The organism is Sporolactobacillus sp. Y61, from assembly GCF_040529185.1.
Classification (GTDB): domain Bacteria; phylum Bacillota; class Bacilli; order Bacillales; family Sporolactobacillaceae; genus Sporolactobacillus.
Genome location: NZ_CP159510.1, coordinates 239,302 through 258,928 on the forward strand (window position 1 = coordinate 239,302; position 19,627 = coordinate 258,928).

At 46.9% G+C, this 19,627-nt stretch carries 17 protein-coding genes, 2 pseudogenes, 1 riboswitch and 1 other annotated feature; of the genes and pseudogenes, 5 read left to right on the plus strand and 14 right to left on the minus strand.

Annotated elements, in window-relative coordinates; genetic code table 11:
* Nucleotides 1–274 precede the first annotated feature (274 nt).
* The gene (locus tag ABNN70_RS01210; RefSeq protein ID WP_129930201.1) at nucleotides 275–829 is read left to right on the plus strand and encodes a TetR/AcrR family transcriptional regulator; all 555 of its coding nucleotides are present in this window, start codon (nucleotides 275–277) and stop codon (nucleotides 827–829) included.
* Between the two features lie 341 nt (nucleotides 830–1,170).
* Here the strand turns inward: ABNN70_RS01210 and ABNN70_RS01215 are convergent, their stop codons facing one another.
* The 6 genes from ABNN70_RS01215 to ABNN70_RS01240 all read right to left on the minus strand — a co-directional run bounded on the left by ABNN70_RS01215 (nucleotide 1,171) and on the right by ABNN70_RS01240 (nucleotide 5,130).
* The gene (locus ABNN70_RS01215) at nucleotides 1,171–1,404 is read right to left on the minus strand and encodes a glutaredoxin family protein (protein WP_010631441.1); all 234 of its coding nucleotides are present in this window, start codon (nucleotides 1,402–1,404) and stop codon (nucleotides 1,171–1,173) included.
* 138 nt (nucleotides 1,405–1,542) lie between these two features.
* Nucleotides 1,543–3,192: an FAD-dependent oxidoreductase gene (locus ABNN70_RS01220; RefSeq protein WP_353948492.1), complete on the minus strand. Its 1,650-nt coding sequence runs from the start codon at nucleotides 3,190–3,192 to the stop codon at nucleotides 1,543–1,545.
* A 13-nt stretch (nucleotides 3,193–3,205) separates the two neighbouring features.
* Nucleotides 3,206–3,508, minus strand: a complete 303-nt coding sequence (locus ABNN70_RS01225; RefSeq protein ID WP_129930203.1) for a rhodanese-like domain-containing protein — start codon at nucleotides 3,506–3,508, stop codon at nucleotides 3,206–3,208.
* 83 nt (nucleotides 3,509–3,591) lie between these two features.
* Nucleotides 3,592–3,909, minus strand: a complete 318-nt coding sequence (locus ABNN70_RS01230) for a rhodanese-like domain-containing protein (RefSeq protein ID WP_129930204.1) — start codon at nucleotides 3,907–3,909, stop codon at nucleotides 3,592–3,594.
* A gap of 46 nt (nucleotides 3,910–3,955) precedes the next feature.
* Nucleotides 3,956–4,219, minus strand: a complete 264-nt coding sequence (locus ABNN70_RS01235; RefSeq protein ID WP_129930205.1) for a metal-sensitive transcriptional regulator — start codon at nucleotides 4,217–4,219, stop codon at nucleotides 3,956–3,958.
* Nucleotides 4,220–4,491: 272 nt separating this feature from the next.
* Nucleotides 4,492–5,130 (minus strand): SDR family oxidoreductase, encoded by a 639-nt coding sequence (locus ABNN70_RS01240; protein WP_353948493.1) that lies wholly within the window; start codon nucleotides 5,128–5,130, stop codon nucleotides 4,492–4,494.
* Between the two features lie 382 nt (nucleotides 5,131–5,512).
* Nucleotides 5,513–5,629, plus strand: a riboswitch (SAM riboswitch).
* Nucleotides 5,630–5,723: 94 nt separating this feature from the next.
* On the opposite strand from ABNN70_RS01240, the gene metC reads away from it, so the two are divergent.
* The 4 genes from metC (at nucleotide 5,724) to ABNN70_RS01260 (ending at nucleotide 10,850) form a co-directional block, all read left to right on the plus strand.
* Nucleotides 5,724–6,911 (plus strand): cystathionine beta-lyase, encoded by a 1,188-nt coding sequence (gene metC, locus ABNN70_RS01245; RefSeq protein WP_353948494.1) that lies wholly within the window; start codon nucleotides 5,724–5,726, stop codon nucleotides 6,909–6,911.
* 28 nt (nucleotides 6,912–6,939) lie between these two features.
* Nucleotides 6,940–8,067, plus strand: coding sequence for a vitamin B12 independent methionine synthase (locus ABNN70_RS01250; RefSeq protein WP_353948495.1), 1,128 nt, complete (start codon nucleotides 6,940–6,942; stop codon nucleotides 8,065–8,067).
* 588 nt (nucleotides 8,068–8,655) lie between these two features.
* Nucleotides 8,656–9,657, plus strand: a complete 1,002-nt coding sequence (locus tag ABNN70_RS01255) for an AraC family transcriptional regulator (protein WP_353948496.1) — start codon at nucleotides 8,656–8,658, stop codon at nucleotides 9,655–9,657.
* Between the two features lie 227 nt (nucleotides 9,658–9,884).
* Complete coding sequence (locus ABNN70_RS01260) at nucleotides 9,885–10,850, plus strand: SDR family oxidoreductase (RefSeq protein ID WP_353948497.1); 966 nt, start codon at nucleotides 9,885–9,887, stop codon at nucleotides 10,848–10,850.
* A 246-nt stretch (nucleotides 10,851–11,096) separates the two neighbouring features.
* Here ABNN70_RS01260 and ABNN70_RS01265 read toward each other — a convergent pair whose 3' ends face one another.
* The 8 genes and pseudogenes from ABNN70_RS01265 to ABNN70_RS01300 all read right to left on the minus strand — a co-directional run bounded on the left by ABNN70_RS01265 (nucleotide 11,097) and on the right by ABNN70_RS01300 (nucleotide 19,589).
* Nucleotides 11,097–11,264 (minus strand): hypothetical protein, encoded by a 168-nt coding sequence (locus tag ABNN70_RS01265; protein ID WP_353948498.1) that lies wholly within the window; start codon nucleotides 11,262–11,264, stop codon nucleotides 11,097–11,099.
* A gap of 249 nt (nucleotides 11,265–11,513) precedes the next feature.
* A pseudogene (gene guaA / locus ABNN70_RS01270) lies at nucleotides 11,514–12,443 on the minus strand (glutamine-hydrolyzing GMP synthase); the annotation flags it as partial.
* Between the two features lie 207 nt (nucleotides 12,444–12,650).
* Complete coding sequence (locus tag ABNN70_RS01275) at nucleotides 12,651–13,076, minus strand: type II toxin-antitoxin system HicB family antitoxin (protein WP_353948499.1); 426 nt, start codon at nucleotides 13,074–13,076, stop codon at nucleotides 12,651–12,653.
* A 41-nt stretch (nucleotides 13,077–13,117) separates the two neighbouring features.
* Nucleotides 13,118–13,315: a type II toxin-antitoxin system HicA family toxin gene (locus tag ABNN70_RS01280; protein ID WP_353948500.1), complete on the minus strand. Its 198-nt coding sequence runs from the start codon at nucleotides 13,313–13,315 to the stop codon at nucleotides 13,118–13,120.
* Nucleotides 13,316–13,542: 227 nt separating this feature from the next.
* Nucleotides 13,543–14,802 carry a tyrosine--tRNA ligase gene (tyrS, locus tag ABNN70_RS01285; RefSeq protein ID WP_353948501.1) on the minus strand — a complete coding sequence of 420 codons (1,260 nt, stop codon included), beginning with the start codon at nucleotides 14,800–14,802 and terminating at the stop codon, nucleotides 13,543–13,545.
* A gap of 111 nt (nucleotides 14,803–14,913) precedes the next feature.
* Nucleotides 14,914–15,139: a binding site (T-box leader), on the minus strand.
* Between the two features lie 1,144 nt (nucleotides 15,140–16,283).
* Entirely contained in the window at nucleotides 16,284–17,825 is a 1,542-nt protein-coding gene (gene guaA, locus ABNN70_RS01290) for a glutamine-hydrolyzing GMP synthase (protein WP_353948502.1), read from the minus strand.
* Between the two features lie 126 nt (nucleotides 17,826–17,951).
* Nucleotides 17,952–19,231, minus strand: a pseudogene (locus ABNN70_RS01295) (ArsB/NhaD family transporter).
* Nucleotides 19,232–19,301: 70 nt separating this feature from the next.
* Entirely contained in the window at nucleotides 19,302–19,589 is a 288-nt protein-coding gene (locus ABNN70_RS01300; RefSeq protein ID WP_353948503.1) for a hypothetical protein, read from the minus strand.
* Nucleotides 19,590–19,627 lie beyond the last annotated feature (38 nt).

Genomic DNA, 19,627 nt, shown 5'->3' on the forward strand with positions numbered 1-19,627 from the left:
GTCTTTTCTCGATTTAACATCTATGTTCAGCAATTTATTTATTATGGAGAGGCATTGTCGAATCTCAGTGGTGCATCGTTTAAATGTATGCTTATCTTCTAAAAACCTCATTTATTCTCCTCTTAGAATTCATTGAACACAGTGTTGATTTAATACCATGCTGATAGTATAGTAAACGTAAAAGTTAAGTTCAATATGTAATTTTTCGTTTTCTGTTATTGAATAAACAAACACATCACGTATTGTTTAATAAATGAAGGAAAGGGTGAATCTGATGGTGGGTACAAAGAATAACAGACGCACCCAATATACGATCCAGGTAATCAAGGAGGCCTTTTTACGTCTTCTGAACACGAATGAGCTCTCCAAAATAACGGTTACTCAAATTTGCAGGGAAGCGGATGTCAATCGGGGAACCTTTTATTTGCATTTTAACGACCCGCTTGATTTATTTCATAACATTGAAACGGATCTGACCAATCAAATCCGACCGGTTTTAGCCATGCGTCCGCAAGAACAGCTTCATGACTGGCTAAAAAGACTGATTATTATACTTAAAGATAACGAAGCAGTTAGCCAATTGATTTTGGCAAATTACCGTGACGGTATCATGATCAATGAGTTGTTTTCTGAAGTACAGGAACAAGCGATCGAGGAATTTAAAGAGGATTTTCATGAGCAGGATCCTCACATTCTAAAGTATTACTTTTCCTATTTTGTCAATGGTTCAATTAGCGCTATTTTAAGTTGGTTCGCAGATGAGGAGGATCAATCGATTGAGGGAATTACTAAAGCTTTAGCAAACGTCTTGTCGCGATCAACGGAATAATTGGAAGAGATAAATGGATATTATGGGTCAATGCCGGCATCTTGCACCTCTGCTTTTATTCTCAGCCGGGACCCTGTTATATTTACATGGCAAAGGTGCTTCACAGTCAATAAACCAGTGAAACACCCACATCGTTGTTTTGTATCTGATTAGATAAATAGATTCACATTAGATTTTGTTGCTTCGCCCAGAAGCCGGCCAAACCGCCGAACGTAACACCCCCTCACGTGCTACGCCCATTCACTCCATACTTATCATACAGGCAACCATTTTAACAGCTGAGAACATATTTTTTGTTTTTAGTCCTGATTCATTTCCCCGGCTTGTTGTCGGTAAAGAGATTAGTCATGAATCAGACTCATAATCCGATTTGGATCAAATCCGAGTACCCATTGTCCATTCACGTTTGTTTGGGGTACGCCCATTTGTCCGGTTGTTTCGACAAGACGCTGACCGGCAGCCGGGTCTTGCTGGACATTCACTTCTTTAAAAAGCAGCCCTTTTTCTCTCAGAAAGTTTTTTACCATATGGCAGAAGGGACAGGTATTAGTCGTATACACAGTAATTTCATTCATCGTTAATTACTCCTTTAAAAGTTTTTTCACTCTTAATCAGTCAATCGTTTAATTATTAATCGTCGCTCGGATCATTTATTTATTGCACTTCTGTAACCGCTGCCGGCTTCATCGAATGAATAAATTATTCTTCTTTCCTCATTCCGTTACTTTCTCCGGAAAAACAGTTTTATATAGTTTATATCCTCCATCTAAATTCTTAACCCGATAGCCTTTCTGAGCAAGAATACGAGATGCGAGATAGCCGCGAAGGCCCACCTGACAAGTCACAATCAAATCACGGTTTTTCGGAATCTCACGTAATCGTTCACGAAGATCGTCCAAAGGAATATTCACCGCTCTCTGGATGGTTCCGTTCCCGTATTCCTGTGCTGTCCGAACATCAATGAGCATTGCCCCCTGTTCTACCAGCCGGTCGACCTCATTCCACTGAACATGCTGCACTTTGCCTTCCAGCAGATTTTCTGACGCATAACCGATTAAATTAACCGGAGCCTTTGCCGAGTTAAACGGCGGCGCATAGGCAAGTTCAAGCTCAGTCAGGTCATGAACCGTCATCTGTCCATGGATCGCCGCGGCAAGCACATCGATGGTTTTATCGATCCCCTTTTTGCCAACCGCCTGAGCACCCAGTAACTTTCCGGATTCCGGGTCAAAGAGCAGCTTAAGTGTCATCTGCGAGCTGCCCGGATAATAAGACGCGTGATCCGGCGGACTGGTGTGCAGCGCTTCATAAGGGATCTGATATCTCTGCAGCATTTTTTCACTTAATCCTGTTACAGCGGCAGATGTATCAAAAACTTTCACAATAGATGTACCCAGAGTCCCCTTGTAACTGCGTTTCATACCGCTTAGAATATCAGCAACCATTCGTCCCTGGCGATTGGCCGGTGAGGCGAGTGGAATAACTGCGGCTTTCCCGCTGATTGTCTGAGTCACTTCGATTGCATCACCGATCGCATAAATATTTGGATCACTGGTCTGTAGCTGATCATTAACCGATATGCTGCGGCGGATACCCAGCGCTAAGCCTGCTTGCTCAGCTAAGGCTGATTCTGGAACGACGCCGACTGATAAAAGGGTCAAATCTGTCGCTATGCGCCGCCCATCATCCATCACCAGAACGGCACCCTTTTCTTCAAAACCCGTGACGGTTTTTCCTTTGAGCACCTCAATACCGTGCTCTTTCAGTTCAGCTTCTACGCTGGCCGCCATTTCCGGGTCAAGCGGGGGAAGGACTTGATGCTCCCGTTCAATGATCGTCACTTTAAGTCCGCGTTCTGCAAGGTTCTCGGCCATTTCCAGGCCGATAAAACCGGCACCGATAATCACGGCCCGATCTGCTTGACGCTGCTGCAGATCGTGAACAATGCGTTCAGCATCCGGAACATCGCGTAGCGTGAATACATGCTCCGCCTGGTCCATTCCTTTAATTGGCGGACGCATCGGGTGCGCCCCGGTTGAGAGAATCAAAGCGTCATAGGTTTCTTTATAAGTCTTTCCATGATGAGTAATGGTCACTTCCTTTTGTTCTCGATTAATATGTGTTGCTTCACTTTCTGTCCGCACATCCAGACGAAAACGCTGGTACAGCTTTTCTGCCGTCTGCACAAGCAGCTGTGACCGTTCCTGGATCACGCCGCCAATAAAATAAGGAAGACCGCAGTTGGCAAAAGAAACATAAGGACCGCGTTCCACGACAATAATCTCTGCTTCTTCATTTAATCGGCGAAGCCGCGTGGCTGCCGACATCCCACCGGCCACCCCGCCAATAATGACGTATTTCATTGCATTTCCCTCCTTAGCGTTCAATCGGTCCGTGCCAGTTCATCATTCCGCCGGCCATATTTTTCACCTTAAATCCATTTGCGGACAGGATGGCAGAAGCCACATCGCTTCTGTTTCCGGATTGACAAACCATGATGTGTTCTTGCTCTTTGTTGATTTCACCGATTCGGTTCGGAATCTCATTAACCGAAATATTGATCGCCCCCGGAATATGTCCCCCGGCAAATTCAAACGGTTCACGGACATCAATAATACTTAACGGTGTATGGTTGCGCACCAGACGTTCGACTTCTTCAGGTGTCAGTTCTTCATACATGCTGTTTTCCTCCCTGGATCATTTCTTATCAAAAACCTGCACAGCATTATACCCGTGGGGGTATAATTTACTCCATAAAAAAACTACCAGCGATTCATCCCGCCGCGTACATTGGTCACTTTTTCATAGCCCGCTTTTTTCAAAAACTTGCAGGCGACTGAGCTTCTCATACCGCTTTGACAGATGACGACGACTTCTTTTTCTTTCGGGATCTTGTTGAGATGATTTTTCAAAGTTTGCAGCGGAATATTGATAAAGCCCGGGATGGATCGACTGCTGAACTCCGGCTTTGTGCGCACATCAAGAAAGTATTTTCCCTTTTTATCAGGCAGATAAGTCTCTTTTAGTTCCGAAGTGCTTATCTTCTTTATTTTAGGTCTGCAAAAGAACAGGCATTTCATATTTATTTTTCCTCCCTTCGCCATCGATTCACGGCATCTTGATTCCTTAGCGACTTTTCACCAGCATTTGAACCGCTTCATTTACGATGGATTCAGTTGATCCTTTACCGCTCTCAATCTGCTCCCGCAGACAGGCTTCCAGATTCTTTCCAATAACTAAACCAAGTGCACGATCCATTGCCGTCCGGGCAGCAGTCATCTGGGTCACTACACTGCGGCAGTCTTCACCTTGTTCCATCATGTTAAGAATTCCGCGGATCTGACCATCAATTCGTTTCAATCGATTTTTCATTTGCGCTGTATACTCCATGAACAATCCCTCCTTATACCCCTATGGGTATAATAATTGATACATTTTTTCCTGTCAAATAAAAGGACTGTAACCAAATAATTGGGATATCCTTTAGATTCCACGAAGTAAAGAACCTGACGAAATTCATCATTCCGTCAGGTCCATCTATCTCGATCTTGTCTTATTTATAGCTTTGGGTGATGCTTTTTATGCTGTTCAGCGGTGTGGTGCAATTAAGTAACTATTTTCAAAGAATGCGCATTCCAGAAACAAGCGCCTAATAAAACGACTTAAAACCAGGCGGGTTTGTCACCGTCGGTATGCGGTTTATCTATTCCGACCGAAGCGTGCACTTCTTTTGAAGGATCCTGGATAAGGCGGACAACAAAAGCAGCAACACTTTTTCTGGAAACTTCCGTCCCCTTGAACAGCTCACTCTTCTCGGTCGTTTCATAGTCAATTTCATCTTTATTTGTCAGCCAGGCGGGACGAATGATCGTCTCATCCAGACCTGAGTTTTCGATGACTTTTGCCGCTGCGCCGTAGCGATCCAGATAGCTGCCCAGCTGCTGTTTGTTCCATTTACCGAAGTTGCCCGGAACCTCATCATAGATACCGAGCGTTGAAATCCAGATGAGTCTCCTGACACCGCTCTTATTCATGGCGGCGGTCACTGCTCTGGCCTGCTCTTCAATATTCTGTCCAGCCAGATTGGCATAGACCACATCAATCCCGTTCATCGCTTCGATAAGCGCACTCTGATCAGTCGCGTCACCACCGATGACTTTTTCTCTGCGGGCATCGGCCGGCGTCAGTCGATTCGGACGACGCAGAAAAAGTGTTAATTGCGCCTCTGTCTCCGCAAGCAGCAGCTGCTCGGCAAGTCGGGCAATCTGACCATTGGCACCTAAAATAAGTACACGAACCATCGATCCAGCCTCCTTGATTTTTATAAGAACAGGTTTCATCCCTGTGCCTTTACTTACTATTGTTTGCAATTATAGTCTATCTTCTTACAGGCCAGTTGTAAAATCAGATCAGCTGGAACTGAAGGGTTCGCTGATCCTTATGGCTATCTATTCATCCCTCAATCTGTTTATTCTCTACAATCACTCGATCCAGCCAGGTAAACAAAGCCTTTACAGTCCGGCACATCAATAGGTACATGTACTTCATGGCTTCCTTCCCAAAATCAGGCAGGTCCCGATACTTTCTGTTTCAATAAATTCGAAATTATAATGTTTGAAAGCTTGCAAAAAAAACTTTTTGGCGTAAAATAGGGTTCAACTAAACAAGTTAAAATGATTCATTTTCTTATCTAGAGAAGTTGAGGGACTGGCCCGATGACGCTTCAGCAACCGCCGTATCTACGTGATCCGGTAAGGTGCTAATCCCAGCAGACACAGTGATGTGACTGAGGGATAAGAAGAGACATTCGAGCGTATGGCTCTCTTCTTCCCGAAGAGAGCCTTTTTATTTTACGCAATTGCTTCAACAAATTTTTTGAAAGAGGTGCCTGTCAATGGCTGACGATTATCAGTTCCCGACCCGGATTGTCCGCGACACTGTCCGGGTAGATCCCGAGACTGGTGCGGCAAATGTTCCTGTCTATCTGTCATCCACATTTCATCAATCAGATTTTGATCACTTTGGGAAATATGATTATACACGATCAGGAAACCCGACACGTGACGCTTTAGAAAATGCCATTGCCGATCTGGAAGGAGGCGTCCGCGGTTTCGCCTTTGCCTCGGGAATGGCTGCTATTTCCACAGCATTTCTGCTTCTGTCAGCGGGAGATCATGCCGTTGTTCCCAAGAATGTCTACGGAGGAACCTTTCGTATTTTAACTGAAGTACTTGGACGTCTCGGTATCGACCACACCTTTGTCGATACAACCCGGCTCGATGAAGTAAGGGCAGCCATCCGTCCGAACACAAAAGTCATCTATGTCGAAACACCGTCCAATCCAACGCTTAAGGTCTCAGACATCCGCGCCATTGCGAAAATTGCAAAAGTTCATCGATGTTATACCTTTGTAGATAACACCTTTATGACGCCGGTCTTTCAGCGGCCGTTGCAGTTAGGTGCCGATCTGGTGCTGCACAGTGCGACAAAATTTATTTCCGGACATAGTGATGTTATTGCCGGTCTGGCCGTAGCCGGAAATAAAGAATTGGCAGACAAGCTGTATTTTTTGCAGAATGCACTGGGTGCCGTGCTCGGCGTCCAGGATTCCTGGCTGCTTTTGCGAGGCCTGAAAACACTGGATGTACGGATTAAAAAGTCGGCGGCATCCGCCTTAAAAATCGCTTCATTCTTCTCGGATCGTCCAGAAGTCAAAAAGGTATTCTATCCCGGATTACCCGGACATCCCGGCTCGAAAATCCAGAAGCAACAGGCAATGTCCGGCGGCGCCGTGCTCTCCTTCGAACTGGAAAACGAGGCGGCGGCGCGCACGTTTGTCAACCACATTTCTCTGCCGATTTTCGCCGTTAGTCTCGGCGCCGTCGAGTCGATCCTCTCCTATCCACCGAAAATGTCTCATGCGGAACTCAGCGAAGAAGAGCGAATCAAAGCTGGTATCGGCAGCGGTCTGCTCCGTCTGTCCGTCGGTCTGGAAGATGCGGATGACTTGATCAAGGACTTCACCAGGGGCCTTACAGCAATCAATGAAAAGAAACAGGAAACAGTGACCAGCGTTAACTGACCAATATCTCATTCAGGAGGAAACAAAAATGGCTATCACAACAACCAAAACAGTACCCTTTCGATTCGACCAGGTAGGCAGTCTGCTAAGACCTGATGAACTTAAATCCGCCCGCGAAAAGTTCCTTTCAGGAGAAATTACCCGGTCAGATCTGACCAAAGTAGAAGATGAAGAAATACGGAAAGTTGTCGCGAAACAAGTCAATCTCGGATTGAAAGCTGTTACGGACGGTGAATTCCGTCGCAGCTGGTGGCACCTGGATTTTCTGGCAGGGTTGAATGGTGTTGAAACCTATTCACAACACGCCAGCTATAAATTTAAGGGGGCAAAAACACGCGATACGAATGTTCGTTTCTCGGACAAAGTGTCTTATAATCCGGATCATCCTTTTTTCAAAGCCTTTGAATTTCTGAACAGCATTGTTCCCAAAGGGATTCTGGCAAAACAAACCATTCCCAGCCCCACGCTCTATTTCCGTGACCATCGCGACGACAATGCCGTTAAGTTCTATGCTTCCCGCCAGGATTTTCTGAAGGACCTGGCAGTCGCCTATCGTCAGACCATTCGCCATTTCTATGATCTCGGCTGTCGCTATCTGCAGCTTGACGATACAACCTGGGCTTTTCTGATCAATCAGATCATCAACGCCAAAAGTGCTGAAGAAAAGGCAAAATATGAACAAATTGCCAAAGACAGTGTGACCGTCATCAATGGTGCTCTTCAGGACCGCCCGGAGGATATGACGATCACTACCCATATCTGTCGCGGAAATTTCCGTTCCACATTCCTTTTCTCCGGCGGTTACGGACCGGTGGCAAAATACCTGTCGCAGCTGAATTATGATGGGTATTTCCTGGAATACGATAACGAACGGTCCGGAGACTTTTCACCGCTCGGCGATATTTTCACCAAGGGTTCGGATAAAAGGATTGTTCTTGGTCTGGTCACGTCTAAATTTCCGGAACTTGAATCAGAGGAAGCATTGGAAAAGCGCGTCAGGGAAGCGACTCATTATGTTCCGCTGAACAATCTCTGCCTGTCTACACAATGCGGGTTTGCTTCTACTGAGGAAGGGAATAAATTGACTGAAGCTGAGCAATGGGCCAAATTAAAACGTGTTATCGACACGGCTCAAAAAATCTGGTCAGAGGCCTGATGATTAAAAGAGAACCCTTAAAAGATGCACGGCGCACCCACTATTTGGAATGCACCGTGTTGTTTCGTTCTTTAACAAATCTAAATAACACAGGCAAAAATAATTTCTCCAAGATGCTCAGATGCTTGATCTGATCACTTTTCTCGATCGCACCCTGTGCATGAAAAAAGTGTACGAAAAAAGAATCCAAATCTGGTAAAATTAAATCACCACACAGCCAGAGAGGATCCTTCTTTTGAGTACGTTTTACGCGAAAAAGCAGACAAAATCAGGTCACCCTGGTGCGCTGATGATCAAGAATCGACGGTTTATCATGACCAATATTAGCTGTCTAACGATCATATGGCCAATTAACGATTGCATGAAAACGCTCAACGATTAGAGAAAGAGGATGTCACAAAGGTCTATGACTGTGCGACATCCTTCTTTACTTTGCAGCTGCATAAGGACACAAAATGAAGGTACAGACTGCTTGCTAAGCTGGCCGGTATAAACTTTGCCTGGAAGGGCCTGAATTTGATGAACCTGATCGGGTATCCATTAGAGTGAGGATAGATAAGCACCATAATTATTAACTGCATGCCCGCCATGTCGGACGATCAAACGGAAAAAGGAGTTGCTTTCGAGAAAATGAGTCTGGATGATCATGCGGCCACGCCGATGTCAGATAATGCCAATGGATCGCTTAAAGCGGAAACCATCAGACTGGCTAATCTGATTGATACTCATTCTTCACATGATGGGACCTATGCCGCGCGAATCCCCGGGTTATATGTCAATCGCTATTCGCGAATAGAAGCCGCGGATTATGTGCATACCATTTACTCGCCTGCTGTCGGCATTGCAGCACAGGGTAAAAAAATCATAACTGTCGGAAGGGATGTCTATGAATACGGAGGGTCACGGATTTTTATTGCTCCCGTTGCCTTACCGGTTGCCATGAAAACCATTTTGGCCAGCCCTGCCGAACCGTTTCTGGGAGTAGGGCTATATCTCGACCCGCAAAGGATCGCGGTGTTGGTGTCGAAAGTATATCCGCAGGGCTTGCCAACGATTCGTAATCGGCGTGCGGGTTATGTCATGGATGCTGATTTGGCTCTGATTAATGCCATGGCAAGACTGGTCGATTGTCTCTCTAGTCCCGGCGATGATCATTTAATTGCCCCGCTCATCACGGATGAGATTTTCATTCGACTTCTTCGCAGCCCCATCGGCGTTTACGTTGCTGAGACCGTTTTTGCGGAATCCAGCATACAGCGAGTTGTGAAAGCAATGGACTGGCTCCAGAACAACTTCTCCCAGCCATTTAAAATCGCTGATTTGGCAGAGATGGTCCATTTGAGCGAGTCCTCTTTCCGTGAGCATTTTAAGTCCGTCACCGCGATGAGCCCCTTGCAATACCGTAATGTACTGCGTCTTCAAGAAGCCAGGCGGCTGATGTTATCCAATCAAATGGATGCGACAACTGCATGCCGAATTGTGGGATATGCGAGCGATTCCCAATTCAGCCGGGAATACAGTCGCTTCTTTGGAAGCCCGCCAAACAGAGATATCGCCAGATGGCGCCAGAAAAGACAGAATTTAAACTGACCAGGATGCCTCGTCGCCCTTTTTTCATATCCTCGCTGCTTCAAGGCTTGGCGCTTTTTTTGAACAGGTTTCGTTAAATCGAGCAATAACTCAATCAGAACACGCAAACATCCAAGTGAACCCTCTTCTATAATTAGGTTAACCATGAGACGACCGTGCAACTCGCTTACGGCACTGAGCATGGTTCAAACCACCCAATTATAACTGCTTATAAGGAGGTTTTTCATATGCGTGTTTTTGTTACGGGAGCGACCGGATTCATCGGATGGGCGGTTGTTCGTGAACTAATGGATGCCGGCCATCATGTTATCGGCCTTGTTCGTTCCGGGGAAGCTGCCAAAAGGCTTATTGCCCTTGGTGCAGAGGCTCACCAGGGTTCAATCGAAGACCTGGGAAGCTTGCGCAGCGGTGCTGCCGCTGCAGATGGCGTCATTCACACAGCCTTCTTCCATAAGTTCTCTCATGCACGACTATCAACACGCCTGCGAATAATGTTTGGTGGAACCCCCCGTCAGGCGCCATTGCGATTCATGACGGCAGCTGTCGAGACGGACCGACGTGCCATTGAGACACTGGGTACCGCGCTTTCCGGCCGCGACCGCCCTCTTGTTGTCGCTATGCCGACACTGACCCTCACTCCCAATCAACTCGGAACGGAGGACAATGCGGCTGACCCTGATTCCGCTGGAAAATTACGCGTCCCGTCGGAAAAGACAACGCTGGCGTTAGCCGATCAAGGCGTTCGTTCCTCAATTGTTCGTATCCCTCCACTTGTACACGGTGATGGCGATAAGCATGGGTTCGTCCCGAGCCTGACCGACATCGCTCGCAAGAAGGGCATTTCAGCCTACATTGGAACTGGAGCCAACCGTTGGCCAGCTGTGCATCACCTCGATGTGGCACATCTTTTTTGCCTCGCTTTGGAAAAGGCCCCGGCAGGGTCGCGGTTTCACGCTGTTGCCGATGAGGGCGTGCCCTTTCGTGATATCGCCGTCGCCCTTGGCCAACATCTCAACCTGCCGGTAAAAAGCATAGACGCGAAAAAGGCAAATTCGCATTTCGGATGGCTGGGCGACTTCGCATCAGTCGACAACCCTGTATCAAGCGCATTAACCCATAAACGCCTGGGGTGGCGCCCCGTGCATCCCTCTCTAATTGAAGACATTAATCAAGGTTACTATTTTCAGAGATAATAGGATCTCTCTTCCGGCCTTTGTGCTGATCAGACCACTTTTCAAGTATCACTTTCGCTTCTAAAAACAAAGCGCTTCCCTTGATTGGGAAGCGCTTTGTTCATTCCATGATCTTTAGATTTCTGTGCGGTGCCTTCGTATGCGTCTTCGAGGATCCGCTTCTTTCATTAAGTTTTCGTCGTTTTAATGATACATCGGATTTTATGATGGCGTTTTATTACTTCAACCTAACTGGCTAATTTGATTTTACAAGTGGCCAAATTTTTTATTTTTAGAAAAAGCAGTTTGAATATCACCGGGAGAAAGACCTTCGGTGGAAGATTCCTGTAAAAAAGCCACCATCTGCCGGCGATCCGCTTCCGAAAGCGTACCTGGCAATAGATAGAGCCGCGTTCCCGCTTTAGCGTTGGCCAAAACATCATGACTTACTTCAATCCCCAATTTGGACAAATAATTGGGCGATACGGTAAAGTACCAGAACGGCCGAAGCGGAATTTTTCCGTCTATTCATCTGATCGTATGCTTAACCGAGTCCCCTAACTGATAAGAGCGGATCCCGGAAAGCCTCCGTCTGTATTTTTCATATTGGGGTAAATCGTCCCTTATTTTTGACCATACGACTTCAGATTTGCCCTCTGTTTTGGGAGAAAATAATTTCAGAACTTCTTCAAATACGTAGATGAATTCATTGCCGATGATCCTGCGCTTTTTCTCAGTATCACCGACATCCGCCAGCTTGTCCAAGAAACGCTTTTGGCATCGACAGGGATAAAGTTCATTTGAAAACGGTTTTTGAATGTATCGATGACGCCTTCCGCTTCCCCTTTTCGGAGCAGTTCGTGATCGACAAAAACCCAGGTAAGCTGGTCGCCGATCGCTTTGTGGACAAGCGTTGCCGCAACCGATGAATCGACTCCACCGCTCAGCGCGCACAGCACTTTGCGGTTGCCGACACTCTTGCGGATCTCTTCAGCTTTTTCATCGAGAAAATGTTCCATTGACCAGGTGGCATTCGCGCCACAGATCGAAAAGATAAAATTGCTCAGCAGATCATTGCCGTACTTTGTATGACGCACTTCCGGGTGATACTGAACGGCATAGACATTTTTCGCTGCGTTGCTCATAGCCGCAACCGGGCAGGACTCGCTTATGGCGAAGACTTCGAATCCTTCCGGCGGTGTCTTAACCAGATCGTCGTGGCTCATCCAGACCGACTGCCCGGCAGGCTGTCCTTTAAAGAGCAGGCTGCCTGTATCGGTAATGATGTCTGCCTTGTCATACTCACGATGCACCGCGCGCTCCACCTCAGCGTCAAATTGCCTATTGATCAGGTGCAGGCCGTAACAGATGCTCAGAATCGGAACACCCAGATCAACAATCGCCGGATCACACTTTGGTGCCCCCCTCACCGTACACACTGCTTGGACCTCAGTAGAAACTGATGCCCGTCGGCTGCTTCTTTCTGATCTGTGCTGCTGTGAGCGTATTCGGAAGGAGTTCGCTGTATACGCCTAAATCACGGATGCGCCTGGCAATCAGTTGATTGTACTGGCCGGAAAAGTCCATCACAATTATCAAGTCGTTCTGATCCATCCCCGCCTTGCACCCTATCTCTGATTTTTCTTTAAATTACCGAATAGATAAAGCCGGAAACCCGATCAGGGGCTCCGGTTATGAAATCTGACTTTTTCATGATGGCCGCCGATTTGTCAAAAAGTGTTCAGCGAACCATTGAACCATTTCTCTATTTTATCAATCTCAGAAGCTTCATCAAGTCCGTATCTGATGTAAGTGCAGCCTTTATCCATTAACTGAATGTCTCTCCTCTATGCCGACTTGTTTTTTTATAGCTGATTGTAATACTTGAGAATAATTCACGTTGTTTTCCTTAGCAAGATCATCCAGCCACTTAGGGATGGTCAATGTTTTCTTCACGGACTGGTTAAAAATTTGCTGAAGATATGGGGCCATTAATACATCGACCAGGATAACGCACTGATGCTTTTCTATCTTCAGGTCTCTAATACTTGAAGCTTCCGGAATATCTTCTCCGTCCTTATCCATTCCGTATAAGTGCAACGCAAGAGCCTCCCTCGCGTTTTTCTGAACCTCTTCCAAAGTTGAACCATAAGGAAGGCACCCAGGCAAGTCAGGAAATTGAACAGAGTAGCCTTTTTCCTCTTCTGTTAAAATAGCAGGAAATATATATTTAGACTTTAAACCCATAGTCAGATCAACTCCTTTTTTACGGGTAGAAAAAGAAAAGGTTAGGAAAATCGAACTCCTGATTGCTTTTCAATACTCATTAAAGTTCCGGTTGGTATATCCTTTCTTGGATGAGTCAGTGTAACCCTTCCCTTTTTCGTTGGATGCTTCAATTGAACATGATCCCCAACAGTATCAACAATATACCATCCGTTTTTTTTGAGTATCTTAAGGACTTCTCTTGAGGAATATGATTTCATAACCTAACCTCTTTCTCCTGTATCTTAACACGTGTTATAGTACGTGTCAACAAAGACGAAATGAGACAACTTCGTGATCTATATACGTTGACCATAAGATTGTCATCTTTCTGCCGCGTGACTGGCGGGAAGGATGTCTTTAAAACTTTTCTGTGAAAAATGTCAATCAATATTCGTGAGGATTAAGCATTATCTTACATTACACTGATAATCGGCGTCCTGTGTGATTATGCTCTCTCCGATTCAAGATTTATTTTTACAAACTTCCTTTTGCCAACCTGAACGACCATGCCATCATGTACATTAATTTTTGCTCCGATGTCGGACAGTTTCGTCTGATTAATTTTTACGCCGCCGTTCTGGATCATCCTGCGCGCCTCTCCGTTACTTTGAAAAAGGCCAAGTCTCACCAGAAAAGCAACCACCCAGATCTGTTGCGTGGAACCGTTCCAATGCACTTCCGGAAGATCGCCCGGAAGCGCGTGTTGACGGAACACCTCTGCAAACTGTGCGCTCGCCTGATCTGCCGCTTCCTTGCCATGATACATGTTCACCAGTGTCCAGCTTAGCCGTTCCTTCACATCCCTCGGATGGATGGAGCCATCCTTTAATCCAGCCGCCAGACGGTTGATCTCTTTAATGGGCAGATCGGTCGCCAAAGTAAAGTACTTGATCATCAGTTCATCCGGCAGAGACATCGCCTTGCCGAAAATCTCATCCGCTGATTCGTCAATGCCGATATAATTGCCAAGCGACTTGGACATTTTCTTCTTTCCATCCAGCCCTTCCAGAAGAGGGAGCATGATCGCCACCTGTTTTTCCATGCCGTAAGCTTCCTGAATATGCCGTCCCATCAGCAAATTAAACTTCTGATCCGTGCCTCCGAGTTCAATATCGGATCGAAGTGCAACGGAGTCGTACGCCTGCATCAGAGGATAGAAGAACTCATGAATCGATATAGACTGCCCTGACCGGTAGCGATTGCTGAAATCGTCACGTTCAAGCATGCGCGCCACCGTTGTTTTGGCGGACAAGTCAATGACATCGGAAAAACTCAGGCGGGACAGCCATTTCGCGTTAAAGGCAACGGTCGCTTTCTCCATATCGATAACCTTGCTAAATTGTTCAAAGTATGTCTGTGCATTCGCCTGAACTTCTTCATCCGTTAATTGCCGGCGTGTCGCCGATTTGCCCGTCGGATCGCCGATTTTTCCTGTAAAATCGCCGATCACGAGCTGAACCTGATGGCCGAATTGCTGAAACTGGCGCAGTTTATGCAGCACCACCGTGTGTCCGATATGCACGTCCGGAGCCGATGGATCAAGGCCCAGTTTAACATGCAACGGCTTTCCGGTCGCCACTGACTTTTTCAGTTTTTCTCTAAGCTCAGCCTCAGGAACAATTTCCGCTGCACCCTGTTTCAGAGTGTCAAACTGTTGTTGGACAGCTTCCTGCTGTGAAACCGATAAATGAATCTCAGCATTCATTTCTCCCACTCCATTTCCGTTATTCTTCATACGTTTTCGATGAAAGCCGCCGACACGAACCATGAACTGCTGTCACACCCGTAAAACAGGAATAAAAAAACGCCCCCTCTGAAAAGGGACGAAAATTCCGCGGTACCACCCTCGTTGAGCGCTCAGCCAGCTCTCCACTTGTTCCGTTAACGGCAGCAACCGTTTTCTGCTACTGGCTTGAACGAAGACGGCGTTTGCAGAAAAACTCAGGGAAGTAATTCATGACTGCCTTTGTGCCGGCTCGCATCGTCCGCCGGCTTTCTGGAACAGGGAAACAGCCACTACTCATTCCAATCATCGCGATCAATGTGAAATTATTCTTATCCTATGACAGAATTCTACGTTCTGTCAACAGCCTACATCGCAATTAGCTCCCCGTGGGCTTTTTATTTTTCAGGAACATCTACACTCACTTACGATACGGTTCACCGTATCGCAGCAAAATGAGGTTCTCCCCGATTTTTTCAACGATCAAAAAGAACACTCAATCAACCCGTCTCGCAGGGATTTTCATCTCACTTTCTTGTATGTCCTTAATGGAATCACGAGCAAAAAGTAAAATAAGCGGATGTTTTCCGGTTAGATGCAGAATGGGACTCTTTTCGGGGGTATATAAGGGGAAGTTTTCCGGTTATGCAAAACAAAAAGCTCCATTCACCCTTTTTTCAAGCTAATAGGCGGAACCCTTCCGTCTATTTTAGCTGCTTTTCATTTTATTTACCAAGTAAGTGGAATTTTTCCGTCTATTCATCTGAGCGTATGCTTAAACATCTAACTTCTGATATCTTTCATACTCTTCTTTAGACATTGAATGCTCAGGTGGAAGGCTTGTTCCGGATGCCTTTCATAATTCTTAATTCGATCCGCAACTTCCTTATAGATCAGTTTATCTTCAAGGTAGTTTATCCGTTCAAACATATTTTCGTATTCCCGATAGTCAAGAATGATTGAGTCAAGCTTATGATTGTCAGTAATCACTTGCGGCTTTTTTTTGGCCCGTTTGCGAACTGAACTGAATGTCTTAACCGCCACAGAAGATGGAATAATCTGGTCTTCAGAAAATTAGGTTTGACCACGATTGATTCATCATCCATAACTTTGACACCTCCGTTCGATTATTTCCCTTTCAACATTTATTATGCAACTTTTTTCATTCGATGTGTCATTAAATGATATCGTTTTATGTTAGTAAAGAATGACTCTGCTTCTACTGAGGTGTATATACACACAATAAAAGACTTGATCCAGAGATAAATATTATATGGTCGTCAAAAAGGAAAACGACGAAAAAGGTTTAAAAAGACTCCCATTAAAGCAAAAAACACCCTGCCAGATCATTCATTCTGGCAGGGATCTTGGCAGGAACCATTAAATTTTAGCAGTTTTTATCCGCTTTACATCACAATAAGCCTTGTGAAACAGGCATTCTCTCTCTAATTTGTATTTTCCTTTTATTCCCACTCAATTGTGGCCGGCGGCTTGGAGGTAATATCATACACAATACGGTTGACGTGCTCCACCTCATTCACGATTCGGTTCGATATTTTTTCGAGAACCTCCCATGGGATGCGTGCCCAGTCGGAGGTCATGCCGTCGATTGAGGTGACAGCGCGGATGGCGATACAGTGATCGTAGGTACGTCCGTCCCCCATAACGCCGACACTCTGGATGTTCGGCAGCACGGTGAAGTACTGCCAGATATCGCGGTCGAGACCGGCTTTTTTGATTTCCTCACGCAGAATGGCATCTGATTCACGGACAATCGCCAGCTTGTCCTCGGTGATCGCGCCGAGTACGCGGATGCCGAGGCCCGGTCCCGGGAACGGCTGGCGCCAGACGATATCGTCCGGCAGGCCGAGCTGGGTGCCGAGCTCGCGTACCTCATCCTTGAACAGCGTATTCAGCGGTTCAATCAGCTTAAATGTCATATCTTCAGGAAGCCCGCCGACATTATGATGCGACTTGATGGTCTGTGAGGAGCCGCCCGCGCCGCTCTCTACCACATCCGTATAGAGCGTGCCCTGAACAAGAAACGAGATATCCTTAAGCTTGCTTGCTTCTTCTTCAAAAACATGGATGAATTCATTGCCGATGATTTTGCGCTTTTTCTCCGGCTCGCTGACATCCGTCAGCTTGTCCAGAAAGCGCTGTTTCGCGTCGACAAAGATAAAATTCATATGGAAGCGGTTTTTGAATGTCTCAACAACGCCTTCTGCTTCGCCTTTGCGGAGCAGACCGTGATCGACAAAAATGCAGGTCAGCTGATCGCCTATGGCCTGGTGTACCAGAGCTGCAGCAACCGAAGAATCAACTCCGCCGCTCAATGCACAGATTACTTTCTTATCGCCGACAGTGGACCGGATCTTCTCCACCTGCTGATCGATGAAGTGTTCCATCGACCAGTTCTTTTCCGCTTTACAGATGTGAAAAATAAAATTATTCAGAAGATCATTCCCGTATTCTGTGTGGCGGACTTCAACGTGGTACTGCACTCCGTACAGATTTTTTGCGACATCACTCATCGCCGCCACCGGACACGATGCGCTTTTCGCATCGACTTTGAATCCTTCCGGCGGCGTTTTAACGAGATCGCCATGGCTCATCCAAACCGTCTGCTTTGCCGGCTGCCCCTGGAAAAGGGCACTGTCCGTATTCGCGGAAATTTCTGCTTTACCATATTCTCTGTGGGAGGCATGTGCGACATCCGCCCCGAAGTGCAGGCTCATCAGTTGCATCCCGTAACAGATACCGAGAATCGGAATCCCGAGGTCATAGACCGCCGGATCGACTTTCGGCGCGCCCTCCCAGTAGACACTGCTCGGCCCGCCGGAGAAGATGATCCCTTTCGGCCTTTTTTCTCTGATCTGTTCCGCCGTCATCGTATTCGGCAGAAGTTCACTGTATACACCAAGATCACGGACACGTCTTGCGATCAGCTGATTATACTGACCGCCGAAGTCCATGACAATGATCAAATTCTCAGGTTGTCCCATCCCCGTTTGCACCCCGCAATTTTTTATATAAAGAATAAGGATGCACCTCGCTCGAAGGCGTCCTCTTGTTTCCACTGATTTTGTATTACGTACCTATTTTAACAATCCGGCGCTGCTGCGGCAACCTCACATCAGGTAACGGAAATAAACATAGAGCGTTGAGATGACCAGCGACAGGAGCATCACCGGCAGACCGATTTTCATAAACCCGATAAAGGTAATCGGATGCCCTTCTTTCCCGCGATTCCCGCCACAACGAGATTGGCGCTTGCGCCGATTAATAGACCGTTTCCACCAAGACAGGCCCCGAGCGACAGGCTCCACCAGAGCGGCTCCAGATTGGTCATTCCCATTTCGCCCATATCCTTAATCAGCGGAATCATTGTCGCAACAAAAGGAATATTATCGACAAAAGAGGAGACAATCCCGCTCATCCACAGGATCAAAAAGGTGGTCGGCAGCGGTTCCCCGCCGGTCAGGTCCAGTGCACCGTGCGCGAGCCGGGTCATGACACCCGTTTCAACCAGACCGCCGACCAGGACAAACAGCCCGATAAAAAAGAAAATGGTTGTCCATTCAACGTCTGACAAAGCCTTCTCAAGATAGCGCTCGCCGGTCAGAAGCAGCAGCAGAAAGGCACCGGAGAGCGCTATGGTTGCTGTTTCAACCCCGAGCATCTGATGCAGGAAAAAGCCGATCACGGTCAGAATAAGCACGATCAGTGATTTGGCAAGCAGAACGGAATCCGTGATTTCCTCCCGGGCATCGAGGCCGGCGAGCACTTCCCGGGCATCCGGCCGCCCGTTAAGTGAATTCCGGTAAATGAAGCTCAGCAGGATCAGGACAGCGATGATGATCAGTACAATCACCGGTGCCAGGTTGGTGATGAAATCAATAAAGCTCAGGCTTTTGACCGCGCTGCCGATCATGATGTTCGGCGGATCACCGATCATTGTCGCCGTGCCGCCGATATTCGACATCAGGATCTCAGACATCAGAAACGGGACAGGCGACATCTTCAGTTGTCTGGCAATACTGAACGTTACAGGAGCGATCAGAAGAACGGTTGTCACATTGTCGAGAAAAGCTGAACCGAACGCCGTAATCAATGAAAAGATGACAAGCAAAGCAAACGGCTGCCCGTCCACTTTCCTGGCTGCCCAGATCGAAACAAAACGGAACAGTCCGGTCTGTGACGTGATAGAGACAATGATCATCATGCCAATAAGGAGCCCCAGTGTGTTGAAATCAATGTGGCGGATAGCTGTCGCCTGATCGATGACGCCAAAGAACAGCAGAGCCGAAGCGCCGAGCAGGGCGATGATGGTCCGATGAATTTTCTCTGATATGATAAAACCATAGGCAACAAGAAAAATGCCGATGGCAAGTAATGCGTGATTCCCCAATAGAAAACAGACCTTTCTGAATAGATTGCCTGTACTTGTTAAGCAGATTTCCGCCTGCTTCCGCCCCGGATCAGCCCGTCAGCCAGCGGATGGATCGCAGCAACTGCAGCTGAAACAGATGGGCGAGAAACGGAACATAAGCATCCCGCCGGACGATCACCTGCCACGTCCGTTCCCCGCGGCTGTAGAATAGAATATCCGAATAAACTTTATCACGGTCAAAGAACGCCCTCAGCTGATGCAGGCAATCGACTGCTTCACTGGTTTTTGCCCGGATCAGAAAGTCAGTATCCTGTTCGTTCCGTTGTTCCCGCAAAGCAATCTGCTGATCATTGATTTCATAACGAACCGGTTTCATGAGGCCACCTTCTTTTTTTATTCATTGTAGCATGTTCT

Bases quoted from the DNA above. Each gene is read 5' to 3' on its own strand.
- ABNN70_RS01275 (WP_353948499.1), bottom strand. From the start codon at position 13,076: ATGGGTTTAAAGTCTAAATATATATTTCCTGCTATTTTAACAGAAGAG.
- guaA (WP_353948502.1), bottom strand. From the start codon at position 17,825: ATGGGACAACCTGAGAATTTGATCATTGTCATGGACTTCGGCGGTCAG.
- ABNN70_RS01230 (WP_129930204.1), bottom strand. From the start codon at position 3,909: ATGAAATGCCTGTTCTTTTGCAGACCTAAAATAAAGAAGATAAGCACT.
- ABNN70_RS01210 (WP_129930201.1), top strand. From the start codon at position 275: ATGGTGGGTACAAAGAATAACAGACGCACCCAATATACGATCCAGGTA.
- ABNN70_RS01240 (WP_353948493.1), bottom strand. From the start codon at position 5,130: ATGGTTCGTGTACTTATTTTAGGTGCCAATGGTCAGATTGCCCGACTT.
- ABNN70_RS01260 (WP_353948497.1), top strand. From the start codon at position 9,885: ATGCGTGTTTTTGTTACGGGAGCGACCGGATTCATCGGATGGGCGGTT.
- ABNN70_RS01300 (WP_353948503.1), bottom strand. From the start codon at position 19,589: ATGAAACCGGTTCGTTATGAAATCAATGATCAGCAGATTGCTTTGCGG.
- tyrS (WP_353948501.1), bottom strand. From the start codon at position 14,802: ATGAATGCTGAGATTCATTTATCGGTTTCACAGCAGGAAGCTGTCCAA.
- ABNN70_RS01235 (WP_129930205.1), bottom strand. From the start codon at position 4,219: ATGGAGTATACAGCGCAAATGAAAAATCGATTGAAACGAATTGATGGT.
- ABNN70_RS01255 (WP_353948496.1), top strand. From the start codon at position 8,656: ATGTCGGACGATCAAACGGAAAAAGGAGTTGCTTTCGAGAAAATGAGT.
- ABNN70_RS01250 (WP_353948495.1), top strand. From the start codon at position 6,940: ATGGCTATCACAACAACCAAAACAGTACCCTTTCGATTCGACCAGGTA.
- ABNN70_RS01225 (WP_129930203.1), bottom strand. From the start codon at position 3,508: ATGTATGAAGAACTGACACCTGAAGAAGTCGAACGTCTGGTGCGCAAC.
- ABNN70_RS01220 (WP_353948492.1), bottom strand. From the start codon at position 3,192: ATGAAATACGTCATTATTGGCGGGGTGGCCGGTGGGATGTCGGCAGCC.
- metC (WP_353948494.1), top strand. From the start codon at position 5,724: ATGGCTGACGATTATCAGTTCCCGACCCGGATTGTCCGCGACACTGTC.
- ABNN70_RS01215 (WP_010631441.1), bottom strand. From the start codon at position 1,404: ATGAATGAAATTACTGTGTATACGACTAATACCTGTCCCTTCTGCCAT.
- ABNN70_RS01280 (WP_353948500.1), bottom strand. From the start codon at position 13,315: ATGAAATCATATTCCTCAAGAGAAGTCCTTAAGATACTCAAAAAAAAC.